The organism is Acidobacteriota bacterium (genome assembly GCA_016716905.1).
Classification (GTDB): domain Bacteria; phylum Acidobacteriota; class Vicinamibacteria; order Vicinamibacterales; family SCN-69-37; genus SYFT01.
The window spans coordinates 1,454,098-1,466,338 of sequence record JADJUS010000004.1; the positions used below are offsets into that span (position 1 = coordinate 1,454,098).

Here is a 12,241-nt window from a genome sequence, read left to right on the forward strand (position 1 = left end):
CGCACCTATCGGACCTGCGGACCCACGGACCCTATGGAGCGCGCAGCGCTCCGAGTATCGCGTCGACGCTCTTCTTCGCGTCGCCGTAGAGCATCTTTGTCTTCGGCTTGAAGAAGAGCGGGTTCTCGACGCCCGCATACCCCGCGCCCTTGCCACGTTTGAAGACGATGCAGGCCGCCGCTTCCCAGGCGTGAAGCACGGGCATGCCGGCAATGGGGCTGGAAGGGTCGTCGAGCGCGCTGGGATTCACGATGTCGTTCGCGCCGATGACGAGCACGACGTCCGTGGTGGGGAAGTCGTCATTGATCTCGTCCATCTCGAGGACGATGTCGTAGGGGAGGTTGGCTTCGGCCAGCAGCACGTTCATGTGGCCGGGGAGGCGGCCCGCGACCGGATGGATTGCGAATCGCACGGTCTTGCCTGCGGCTCGAAGCACATCCACAATCTCGCGCACCGGATGTTGCGCCTGGGCCACGGCCATGCCGTAGCCCGGCACGATGATCACCGAGTCGGCTGCTTTCAAAAGATCCACCACCTCGGCGGCAGTGGTGGCAACCAGCTCGCCCTCGACGACCGCGCCACCCGCAGGTGCCGCACCTTCCTCCGCGCCGAAGCCCCCGAGGATGACCGAGAGGAACGAGCGGTTCATCGCCTTGCACATGATGTAGCTCAGAATCGCGCCCGAAGAGCCGACGAGCGCGCCCGTGATGATGAGCAGGTCGTTCGAGAGCATGAAGCCTGCCGCTGACGCCGCCCAGCCCGAGTAGCTGTTGAGCATCGACACCACCACAGGCATGTCGGCGCCGCCGATAGCCATCACCAGGTGAATGCCGATGACGCCGGCGATCGCCGTCATGATCAGGAGGTGGGGCAGCGCTTCATGCCCGCCACGCAGGTACATCGCGCCGAGCCAGACGCAGGCGACGATCATGCCGATGTTCAACAAATGGCGACCGGGCAGCATCAACGGCTTGCTGCGGATGACGCCCTGCAGTTTGCCCCAGGCCACGATCGATCCTGTAAACGTGAGTGAACCGATGAAGACGCCGAGGTAGGTCTCGACGTCGTGAATGGTCCGTTCGACCCCCGTCAGTTCAACGGCAGGCGCCAGGTGGTTGCTGATGCCCACCAGCACAGCGGCGGCGCCGACGAAGCTGTGCAGGATGGCCACCAACTGCGGCATGGACGTCATCGCCACGCGTGAGGCCACCAGCGCGCCGATGATGGCGGCGAGCGTGAGCGCCCCCAGCAGCGTGGGGGACGTGATGACGCCGGCATGCAGCGCGACGGCGACCATGGCGATCAACATGCCGATGGCGCCGAACTGATTGCCGCGGCGTGCGGTGCTTGGATGGGCGAGCCCCTTCAGGCTCAGGATGAACAGAACTGCGGCGGCGATATACGCCGTGACCAATAGCGACGTTGTCATCGGCGGAACATCTTGAGCATGCGGTGGGTGACCAGGAAGCCACCGGAAATATTGAGTGTGGCCAGGAAGATGGCGGCGACGCCGAGCACGCTCGCCGCAGACGTGAGCCCGCCGCCAATCTGCAGCATGCCGCCCACAACGATGATGCCGCTGATGGCGTTGGTGACGCTCATGAGCGGCGTGTGCAACGCCGGCGTCACGCTCCAGACGACCTGGTAGCCGATGAAACAGGCCAGCACGAACACAGTGAGGTGGGTCAGGAACGACTGTGGCGCGCCCAGGCCAACGCCAAAGAGCACGAGTCCCGCAGCCAGTAACGGCCACCAGCCGCCAGACGACGAGGACTCATCGGCGGGAGCGCCATGGCCGCCGCTCTTGCCATGGCTAGAAGGCTTCTTCGTGGCCGTCGCCTTGGTTGCCTTCGTGGCTACCGCGGCCGAACCAGAGGCCGAAGCAGGAGCGGGAGGAGCGGACTTGTCCGCCGAAGCTGAAGCCGCAGGCTTCGGGAGCGAAGGCGGAGGTGGCCACATCATCGCCCCGTCCTTCAGCACCGTCATCGGCCGCACGATGTCGTTCTGTTCGTCGATGGTGAATGCGGCCGCGCCGCCCATCTCTTCGAGCAGGTGCACGATGTTCGTGGCGTAGAGCGTTGAGGCTTGCTGCGACATGCGCGACGGCAGGTCGGTGTAGCCGATGACCGTCACGCCGTTCACGTCTACAGCCTGGCCGGGTTGCGTCAGTTCGCAGTTGCCCTGCATCTCGGCCGCAAGGTCCACCACCACAGACCCGCGCTTCATCGAGTGGACCATGTCGGCGGTGATGAGGATGGGCGCGCGCTTTCCGGGAATCAGCGCCGTCGTGATGATGACGTCCACCTCTTTGGCCTGCGCCGCGAAGAGGGCCATCTCGGCGGCGATGAATGCCGGGCTCATTTCCTTGGCGTAGCCGCCCTGGCCGCTGCCGTCTTCGTCGAGTTCCACTTGCAGGAACTCGGCGCCCATGGACGCCACTTGTTCTTTGACGACAGGCCGCGTGTCGAAGGCGCGGACGATCGCTCCGAGCGACCGTGCGGTGCCGATGGCCGCGAGCCCGGCGACGCCGGCGCCGATGATGAGGACCTTGCAGGGCAGGATCTTGCCGGCCGCCGTCGTCTGGCCGCCAAGAGGACGCTGCAGCGCGGCGACGGCCTCGATGACCGCGCGATAGCCGGAGAGGTTGCCGGTGGACGAGAGCGCGTCCACTTTCTGCGCGCGCGTGGTGCGCGGCACCTGGTCCATCGCGACGGCGCTGATGCTGCGGTCGCCAAGGCGGCGGACCAGGTCGGTGTTTTGTGCGGGATACAGGTAACTGACGAGCGTCTGGCCGCGGCCGAGGCGCGCGGCTTCCTCATCAAGTGGCGGCCGCACCTTGACGACGACCGGCGCGCTCCACGCAGCGACGGTGTCGCCAATCGTGGCCCCCGCCGCCGCATATGCCGCATCGTCAAATCCAGCGGCGAACCCGGCGCCTGACTCGACCGTGACGCTGAAGCCTAGTTGTGTGAGTTTGGTGACTGAATCCGGTGTGGCGGCAACCCGTCGTTCCCCGTGGGCTGTCTCCTTCACGATGCCGACGATCATTCAGTCATTGTACTCCGGCTCGACTCGACGCCTGGCGATTGCGCGGTTCAGTCCAGCGTCTCCTTGAGCGTTCCGGCTTCCATTCCAGCTTGGGCCGACATCTTTGGTCGCCTCCTGACCACGTGGCCCACCTCGTGTGTGCCGGTGTCTCCAAGGCCGCCGGCAACCTGCTCGAGGGCGTCGTCGCTGAGTGGTTCCGGGCTCCCCGGCTTCGGGTCCGGCTGTGCCTTCTTGTCGCTCATGTGACCTCCTGCGCTGGGGGTGTCCGCGTGACGGCCAATGATCAGGCAGGGGCGGCCAGAGGTCAAGGAGACATCCGCGAATCGGATCGGCGAGGCGTTGGACCCGCGAGACAGCGTGACAGTCGATCTGCAATCCACAATCAGCAATCACTCCATCCCGATCCTCAATCCTCCATCCTCAACCCTCAATTGGGGCGCCCATGGAGGGAAGCGCCTCACAGTAATATGGTGGGCGTATGAACTGGGAGGTCTGGGCGTTCCGTCTGGTGTTTGTCGGGTTTGTCGCCGGGTTTGCGGCCCAGATGGCGACGCGGTGGCGGTTGATCCAGGCGGCGCCGAACAACTTCACCTTTGACCACCTCGGCACGCGCCTGGACCGCTTCATCGCCGAGGTCGTATTTCAGTCGAAGGTGATTTCGGCGCGCAAGGCCGTCGGTATTGCGCACCTCGCAGTGTTCTGGGGCTTTGTCGCGTTCGGCGGCTTCACCACGGTGGAGATGTTACGCGGCCTGGGTGTGGTGGACCTCACCCATACCACCCTGTTCACGATCTACAAATGGGCCCTGATGCCGTTCGCGTCCGGCGTGCTCATCGGCATTGTCGGTCTCGGCATTCGCCGCGCGTTTGTGCGGCCCGCCGGTTTGGGTGCGACGGTCTCGAAGGAGTCGCTGCTCATCGCGTCGTTTATCGCCCTGCTGATGATCACGTACTTCGTGAGCTTCTTCTTCGAGCAAGGCCCGGTCGGACGCGTGAATTGGTGGGTGCACATGCTCATCATTCTGGCGTTCATGGTGCTCGTGCCCAATTCGAAGCACCTGCATCTGATCCTGTCTCCGGCGACGGTGTTCCTGAAGTCACCGATTCTAGGCACGGTGCCGAATCTGGATTTCGAGAAAGAGGAAGTGGGCCTGGAGACGGTGAAAGACCTGCCTTCCAAAGCCGTGCTCGACGCCTTCACCTGCGTAGAGTGCGGACGATGCCAGGACAATTGCCCCGCGTTCGGTACGGGGAAACGGCTGAATCCGAAGACGCTGATCCTGCAGAACGAAGATGCGTTGCTGGCGGGGGAGCGCGACAAGAAACTGGTCGATGTCTACGATCAGGACGTGTTGTGGCAGTGCACCACCTGCGGCGCCTGCGAGCAGGCCTGCCCGGTGGGTGTCGAACACCTGCCGACGATTATCGGAGCCCGGCGAGGCCTCGTCTCCAATGGCGAAGCGCCCGAGTTCCTGACGCCGCTGTTCACCAATCTTGAACGTCGGCAGAACATCTGGGGCCTCATGTACGACCAGCGCGCGAAGTTCGTGCAGGCGGCCACGCTCGAGACCTTCGACCCCACCAAACACGAATACCTGATCTGGCTCGGGTGCGCGGGCGCGTTCGAAGCCGACTACCAGAAGTCCATGCGCTCGTTGTTCGACCTGCTGCGGGCGAAGGGAAAGACGTTCGGCGTGTTGTCCAAGGAACGCTGCACGGGTGATGTCGCAAAGCGCACCGGCAACGAGTACATGTATCAGGAACTGGCGACGCAGAACATCGCCGACCTGCGGGCATCAGGCGTGAAGAAGATCGTCACGTCCTGCCCACATTGCGTGAAGACGATTGGGCACGACTACAAGATGATGGGGTACGAGGTGGAAACCGTCCACTCGGCCTCGCTCGTCGAAGAACTGACGCGCGACGTGATGCTCCAGTGGCGCGAGCGAGAAAACGTGACGTATCACGACCCGTGTTATCTCGGACGATACGCCGACGTCCACGCGGAGCCGCGGGCCTTGCTGGAACGATTTGGCGCGTCCATCACCGAGCCGGCGCGGCACGGCGACAATCCCTTTTGCTGCGGCGCAGGCGGTGGCTTGTTGTTCGAAGAGCACGAGTCAGGCAAACGCATCAGTCAGGAGCGGTTTGAACAACTGCAGAACACCGGCGCCGGCACCGTGGTGATGGCGTGCCCGTTCTGTTCAATCATGCTCAAGGGCGCGCAGGCGAGCACAAACGCGCCCGTGCAGATGGTGGACCTGATGACCTGGGTGGACGGCAAGATGAAGGCAGTCAAGCCGCGGTGCGCGCCGGCTGAGGCGGGACAGCCGCAGGCCGAGACACATTGATGGCTGCCACCGAGTCGTCGTGGCGGCAGTCGCGACTCAAACGCGCCCAGGTGCGCGCGATCGCGTCCGTCGGGTGGCCGGTCATCGAGGGGTTGGGCGGCACCTACACGTGGCGGGTGCTCGGGCAGCAACATCTGGACCGCCTGGACGATGAGGGGGTTGCCCCGATCCATGCGTTCTGGCACGGCCGGGTGCTGGCCGCTACACTGTTCTTTCGCGACCGCGGCATCGTGGTGATCACGAGCGAAAACTTCGATGGCGAGTGGATCGCGCGCATCATCGCGAAGTTCGGCTACGGCACCGCCCGCGGCTCATCGTCGCGCGGTGGCGCGCGGGCGCTGGTGCAACTGCGGCGCGATCTTGCGGCCGGCCGGCCCGTTGCCTTCACCGTGGATGGCCCTCGTGGCCCTGCGCGGGTCGCACAGCCAGGGGCCCTGTGGCTGGCCGGCGCCACCGGTCATCCCATCCTGCCGTTCCACATCGAGGCCGACCACGCGTGGACCGCGCGAAGCTGGGACCGCCACCAGATTCCCAAGCCCGGCGCCACGCTCAGCGTGGCGATAGGCGAGCCGATGTATGTGGACGGCACCGATGACGAAGTGGTTGAGGCCGCGCGGGTGGACCTGGAGTTGCGCCTCCGCGCGCTCGAACAGTCGCTAAAGGCGTAAATGCTGCTGTTTTCTTCTCCCCGATTTTCCGAACATTCACCGCCCCCCGGCCACCCCGAACGAATCGAGCGCGGGCAGGTATTCGAGGCGGTTGCTGAGTCGTTTCGCGCCGGTGGCGGGGCGATCGGGCCGTCGCGGATGGCCACGCGCGAGGAACTCGCACGAATCCACACAGCCGCGTACCTCGACACGATCGAGTCGTTGGCCGGACGCGCGGCCACGCTTGATGCCGACACGTTTACCAGTCCGGAGTCGTGGGACGTCGCGCGTCTGGCTGCCGGCGCGGCCATAGACGCGGCGCGCCACGCCTGGGCGACTGGCGAGGCCGCGATGGCCCTGGTGCGCCCTCCGGGGCACCACGCCGAACCGGACAAGGCGATGGGCTTTTGTCTCTACAGCAATATCGCGATTGCGGCTGCGGCCCTCCGGGCCGACGGGGTCGAACGCGTCGCGATCGTGGACTTTGATGTCCACCACGGAAACGGCACCCAGGCCGCCTTCTACGACGACCCGAATGTGTTCTTCGCGTCCAGTCATCAATACCCCTACTGGCCCGGCAGCGGAGCCGCGACCGAACGGGGCACGGGTGCAGGAGAGGGCACCACGCTGAACCTGCCTCTGCGCGCTGGTGCGACGGATGCGGACGTGCTGAGGGGCTATGAGCAGCACCTCCTGCCGTCGCTGCAGGCCTTCTCGCCTCAGGTGCTGTTGATCTCGGCCGGTTACGATGCGCACCAGTTCGACCCGCTCGGCGGCCTCCGGATGACCACCGAGGGTTTCCGCTCACTCGTCCGGATACTTGCCAACGTCGGCCGCCGCACCTGCGGTGGCCGGATCATGGCCATCACCGAAGGCGGCTACCACCTCGACTCCCTCCGCGCGGGGGTCGAAGTCACGATCGACGAATTGAAGTAAGGGGACGGGTGTCGATCTGTGGAAAATTCCGGAACCGGAAAAGACGTCGGGTATCTTTTTCGTTGCCGGTGAAGCGAAAAAGACACCCGACGTCTTTTCCGATGCGCGAGTTTTCCACAGATCGACACCCGTCCCCCTTAAAATATCGGTGTGAGTTACCATCCGCAAGACATCGAGAAGAAGTGGCAGAAGCACTGGGCTGACACCCGGGCGTTTGAGGTCACCGAAGACCCGACCAGGCCGAAGTTTTATTGCCTGGAGATGTTCGCGTATCCGTCCGGGCACGCGCATGTCGGCCACGTCCGCAACTACATGATCGGCGACATCATGGCCCGGTCCATGCGGATGCGCGGGTTCAACGTGCTGCATCCCTTCGGGTGGGACGCGTTTGGCCTGCCGGCGGAAAACGCCGCCATCAAGAACAACCTGCACCCGGAACAGTGGACGCTCGACAACATCGCCCACATGAAAGGGCAGTTGCAGCGTCTGGGCATCAGCTACTCGTGGGAGCGCGAGTTGGCCACCTGCATGCCCGACTACTACCGCTGGAATCAGTGGCTGTTCACACGCATGTTCGAACGTGGGCTTGCCTATCGCCGGCGCTCGAACGTGAACTGGTGCGAAAGCTGCCAGACCGTGCTCGCCAACGAACAGGTCGTTGATGGCGGCTGCTGGCGTTGCGGCACGCCCGTAACCCAGCGGGAGTTGGAACAGTGGTGCCTGCGCATCACCGCCTACGCCGATGAACTCCTGAAGGCCGCCGAAGGTCTGACGCAGTGGCCCGAGAAGGTGCTGACGATGCAGCAGAACTGGATCGGGCGCTCCGAAGGCGCCCGCGTCAGTTTCGCCCCGACCCCAGGACCCCAGGACCCCGGGACTCCGATCGAAGTCTTCACGACCCGCATCGACACCATCTTCGGCGCGATGTTCGTGCTGCTCGCGCCAGAGCATCCGCTGGTCGAACAGTTCGCCGCCCAGTCGGCAGACCCAGCGGCCTTCCGTGCGCAGGTCGCGAAGTTCCGCGGTCAGGATAAAACTGCGCGTATGAGCGGCGAAGTCGAGAAAGAAGGCTTCGATACCGGACGCACGGCGGTGAATCCCTTCACAGGCCAGCCCGTGCCCGTGTGGGTGGCCAACTTCGTGCTCGGCGAATACGGCACGGGTGCGGTCATGGGTGTGCCCGGCCACGACCAGCGCGACTTCGAGTTCGCCCGCAAGTACAACCTCCCCGTGCGCATCGTCGTCCAGCCTGAAGGCGAGTCGCTTGACGCGGACACGATGACTGCCGCCTACGACGGCGACGGCGTGCTCGTGGAGTCGGGGCAGTGGAACGGCCTGGCGTGGCCCGAGGCGAATCGGAAGATGACCGCCGAAGCGAAGGCGCGCGGCATCGGCGAAGGCACCGTGCAGTATCGGCTGAAGGACTGGGGCATTTCACGGCAGCGTTACTGGGGCACGCCGATCCCGATCATTCACTGCCCGTCGTGTGGAATGGTTGCGGTGCCAGACGCAGACCTCCCAGTGGTGTTGCCCAAGGTCACGGAGTTTACCGGCCGCGGCAGCTCGCCACTCGCGCACGTGCCCGAGTTCGTGAACGTGGCCTGCCCCAAATGCGGCGGCGCAGCCAGACGCGAGACGGACACGATGGACACGTTCGTGGACTCGTCGTGGTACTTCTATCGCTTCTGCGATCCGCATAACGATCAGTTGCCGTTCGATCCGGCCAAGGTGGCGTATTGGGGCCCGGTCGATTTCTACAGCGGAGGCGTGGAACACGCCATCCTCCACCTGATCTATTCGCGGTTCTTCAGCCGCGTGTTCCGTGACATCGGGCTGGTCACCATCGATGAACCGTTCACGCGCCTGCTGACGCAGGGCATGGTGCTGAAAGATGGCGCCGTCATGTCCAAGTCCAAGGGCAACGTCGTGGATCCCGACGACATGATCGCGTCGTTTGGCGCCGACGCACTGCGCTTGTACGTGATGTTCGTCGCCCCTCCCGAGAAGGAAGTGGAATGGACCGATACCGGCCTTGAAGGCGCGTTCCGTTTCCTCAATCGCGTGTGGCGCGTCGTGGTGCATACCTCCGCAGCTGCACAGCAGGCGCCAGCCACTTCGGGTCTGGTGTTTGACGATGCGGAACGGGCGATGCGGCGGAAGACGCACAGCACCATCCGGCGCGTCACGCAGGACATCAACCCCCGTGTGCATCTGAACACGGCGGTCGCCGCGTTGATGGAACTGGTGAACGAGCTGTACGCCTTCTGTGAGCTGCGCGGTGCGCGTCCGCTGGGCGTGGATGATGAACCGCCGGCCGTCGTGGAGAGGCCAGAGACCGCAGCGGTGTTGCGCGAGGCGACCGAGGCTCTGGTCCTCATGTTGTCGCCCTTCACCCCGCACATGTGCGAGGAACTCTGGGAGCACCTGGGCCATACGGACGGTGTGGTGGCGGCCGGGTGGCCATCGTGCGACGAGGATGCCGCGCGCGAGGAATCGATTGAATTGCCCGTCCAGGTCAATGGCAAGGTGCGGGGACGCATCCTGGTGCCGGTGGATTCCACCGTTGAAGCCAATATTGAGGTGGCCCTGGCATCGCCGGGTGTGATGCCCTACCTCCAGGGCAAAACCATCGTGAAAATTGTCCACACCCCGGGCCGGCCGGTGAGTATCGTGGTCAAATGACAGGACAGACTGTGAGGGTGAAGATGACCACGATGAGACGGGTGCTGGCCGGGATGATGGCCGTGGCCTGTGTCGCCGCCTCCGGATGCGGATACGCACTCTCGGGCCGGGGGTCGTTCCTGCCCGACTACATCCAGGTGGTGGGCGTACCGGCGTTCATCAACAATTCATCGGTGTTTGAGATCGATCGCGTCCTGACCGATCGCGTTCGCACGGAGTTTGGCGGACGCGGCAAGTACCGCGTGCAGCCGGATACCAACAACGTGGATGCGATCCTCATTGGCACCATCACCAGTGTGCGAACGGACGGCTCGTCGTTCACGGCCGACAGCCAGGCGTCCCGGGTTCGACTCACGGTCACCGCGTCATTCCAGTTTCGGGATGTTCGCGACAATAAGGTCCTCTGGTCCAACCCGTCGATGCGTTACACGGAAGAATATGAGACCGCCAGTGCCGGCAGCACGGCCGGGGATGCGACGGCGTTTTTCGGACAGAACGCCAATGCCATGGAGCGCATGGCCCAGAACTTCGCTCGTTCCGTCGTGACCTCCATCCTCGAGGCGTTTTAGGACACACCCGTGCCCAATCTTGACGTGGCCGCCCTTCGTAAACATCTGGCGGCCCGGACGCTGAGCCGCGTGTACGTCTTCCTCGGCGAAGACGTGAAACTTGTGGATGCGATGGTGGATGCCGTGGAGGCCACCGTGGACGTCGCTGACCGGCCATTTGCCGTAGACCGCGTGTATGCCGGCGAAAACGGCGGCGCGCCGGTGGACATCGCGGCGTCCTGCCGCAGCCTGCCCATGCTCGGCGATCGCCGCCTCGTCATTGTCATGCGTGCCGAACGGTTGTTGAAGCCCAAGCGAGCCGGCAAGGCGACCGACGAGGAAGAAGAGGTGGAAGACACGCCCGCGGACGGGGAGAGCGCAGCCACAGACCTCACACCGCTGGAAGACTACGTGGCCGCTCCCTCGGAGTTTGCGACGCTGGTGTTTGTGGCGACTGAAATCGATCGGACGCGCCGGTTCACCAAGAAACTGATCGAGAAGGCGCAGGTGGTGGAGTTCAAGGGGATCCGCGCCGAGGCACGATCCGGTCCCGCTGGAGCGAATGCCGCGATGGCGCAGGCGCGGACGTTTGTGCAGGACGAGATGACACGCGAGGGCCGGACCATGGAACCGGCTGCCGTGGCAATGCTCACCAGGCGCTCGGGCGCTGACATCTCCAAGTTGAGAGGCGACATCGAGCGGCTGCTGCTCTTTGTGGCCGGGCGGAAGGCCATCACCGTGGCTGACGTGGAGAGTGTGGCGTCCGACGGCGCCACGGTTCAGGACGACTGGGCCGTGACCAACGCCATCAGCGCCGGTGATGCGGCGCTGGGGTTGAGGGAGTTGGCGCTGCGTTTCGAGCGCGGCGATTCGCCTCACGGCATCGTGGGGCAGTTGCGGTGGTGGGTGTCGAACCAGTTGGCGTCTGGCGCGCCCGATCGCGTCAAGCCTGCCCTGGATGCGCTGTTGCGCACCGACCTGGCGCTCAAAAGCTCAGGAGGGGAGGACCAGGTGCTGCTTGAGCGCCTGGTGGTGGAACTGACCGGGCGACCGCTTACGCGGTCGCGGTCTTCTTGGTGAGCTTCTTGACGATCCGCGACTTGTAACGGCCGGCCGTGTTGTCGTGGATGATCTTCTTCGCCGACATCTTGTCGATCAGCGAGAAGGTCTTGCTGAGCGAGGCCTTGGCGGCTGCGGTGTCGCCCGAGTCAATGGCCGCGCGGATGGCCTTGAGGCCGCTCCGGAGCTTCGATCGGAGTTCGCGGTTGTGTTCGGTGCGCTTGATGGTCTGGCGATTGGCTTTTACCGCCGATTTGTGTCGAGTGGCCACTGCTGGAAAACCTCACTTATTGGGATCCTGACGTGGACCCGAAACATCGAAGTATACCATTGCTGGCCCCACTCCTAGCCCCACCCGGACCCCTCGCCGCCCTCCTTGGCCTGGCGTAGGCGCCGTTTCTCGCGTTTTCCAGGGGCCACCTCCGGGCCGCGGGTGCGCTGGGGGCCGGCCAGCCGGGCCATTTCCAGCATGGCCTTCACCTGGGGTGAGGGCTCGGGTGTGACGTCTTCGTAGAGCGCCCTGGCCAGAGCCTTGGCCATGTGGTGGCTGGCCAGGCCCAGCACGATCACCCGCTGGCGCACTCCGCGGGGCCGCGAAACCTCCACCACGTCGCCGAGCCTGAGCGGCCGCTGCGCTTTTGCCGGCTGGCCGTTGACCTCCACCTTGCCGCCCTTGCAGGCCCGTTGCGCTTCCGACCGCGTCTTGCACAAACACGCCACGTCCAGCCAGACATCGAGGCGGCAGGGGGTGCTGATTTCGGGATCGGGGCTCATAAGGGGACGGGTGTCTACCTGTGGAAAACTCCCGGAACAACGTTACCCGAGTTCCCGGAGTTTTCCACAGGTAGACACCCGTCCCCCTCTCATTCGAGATCCAGGAAGAGAGGGGGACGGGTGTCGATCTGTGGAAAACTCGCCGGTTGAAAACGAGTTTCCCACAGATCGACACCCGTCCCCTTTATCATTTGGGT

11 protein-coding genes are annotated in these 12,241 nt (G+C 64.4%); 6 read left to right on the plus strand and 5 right to left on the minus strand.

Annotated features, from left to right (window positions below; genetic code table 11):
* Positions 1-31: 31 nt before the first annotated feature.
* From IPL75_10485 to IPL75_10495, 3 genes are read right to left on the minus strand one after another with little or no spacing between them, the layout of a single operon-like run.
* Complete coding sequence (locus tag IPL75_10485) at positions 32-1,429, minus strand: NAD(P)(+) transhydrogenase (Re/Si-specific) subunit beta (GenBank protein ID MBK9240668.1); 1,398 nt, start codon at positions 1,427-1,429, stop codon at positions 32-34.
* Complete coding sequence (locus IPL75_10490; GenBank protein MBK9240669.1) at positions 1,426-3,048, minus strand: Re/Si-specific NAD(P)(+) transhydrogenase subunit alpha; 1,623 nt, start codon at positions 3,046-3,048, stop codon at positions 1,426-1,428. Before IPL75_10490 ends, IPL75_10485 begins: the two co-directional genes overlap by 4 nt.
* A gap of 47 nt (positions 3,049-3,095) precedes the next feature.
* Positions 3,096-3,290 (minus strand): hypothetical protein, encoded by a 195-nt coding sequence (locus IPL75_10495; GenBank protein ID MBK9240670.1) that lies wholly within the window; start codon positions 3,288-3,290, stop codon positions 3,096-3,098.
* Positions 3,291-3,526: 236 nt separating this feature from the next.
* Between IPL75_10495 and IPL75_10500 the strand changes: the two genes are divergently transcribed.
* From IPL75_10500 to IPL75_10525, 6 genes are all read left to right on the plus strand, one after another.
* Positions 3,527-5,398, plus strand: a complete 1,872-nt coding sequence (locus tag IPL75_10500; protein ID MBK9240671.1) for a 4Fe-4S dicluster domain-containing protein — start codon at positions 3,527-3,529, stop codon at positions 5,396-5,398.
* Positions 5,398-6,066: a lysophospholipid acyltransferase family protein gene (locus tag IPL75_10505; GenBank protein MBK9240672.1), complete on the plus strand. Its 669-nt coding sequence runs from the start codon at positions 5,398-5,400 to the stop codon at positions 6,064-6,066. The genes IPL75_10500 and IPL75_10505 overlap by 1 nt, the downstream gene beginning before the upstream one ends.
* A complete protein-coding gene (locus tag IPL75_10510) occupies positions 6,067-6,981 on the plus strand; it encodes a histone deacetylase (GenBank protein ID MBK9240673.1) in 915 nt (304 codons plus the stop codon).
* Positions 6,982-7,125: 144 nt separating this feature from the next.
* Positions 7,126-9,663, plus strand: coding sequence for a leucine--tRNA ligase (locus tag IPL75_10515; GenBank protein MBK9240674.1), 2,538 nt, complete (start codon positions 7,126-7,128; stop codon positions 9,661-9,663).
* Positions 9,664-9,686: 23 nt separating this feature from the next.
* A complete protein-coding gene (locus tag IPL75_10520; protein ID MBK9240675.1) occupies positions 9,687-10,232 on the plus strand; it encodes an LptE family protein in 546 nt (181 codons plus the stop codon).
* A gap of 9 nt (positions 10,233-10,241) precedes the next feature.
* Positions 10,242-11,291, plus strand: a complete 1,050-nt coding sequence (locus IPL75_10525; protein ID MBK9240676.1) for a hypothetical protein — start codon at positions 10,242-10,244, stop codon at positions 11,289-11,291.
* On the opposite strand, the gene rpsT is transcribed toward IPL75_10525, so the two are convergent.
* Both rpsT and IPL75_10535 read right to left on the minus strand, forming a co-directional pair.
* Positions 11,266-11,541: a 30S ribosomal protein S20 gene (gene rpsT, locus IPL75_10530; GenBank protein ID MBK9240677.1), complete on the minus strand. Its 276-nt coding sequence runs from the start codon at positions 11,539-11,541 to the stop codon at positions 11,266-11,268. The two genes, IPL75_10525 and rpsT, sit on opposite strands and share 26 nt — an antisense overlap.
* Positions 11,542-11,615: 74 nt before the next feature.
* Positions 11,616-11,990: an RNA-binding S4 domain-containing protein gene (locus IPL75_10535; GenBank protein ID MBK9240678.1), complete on the minus strand. Its 375-nt coding sequence runs from the start codon at positions 11,988-11,990 to the stop codon at positions 11,616-11,618.
* Positions 11,991-12,241 lie beyond the last annotated feature (251 nt).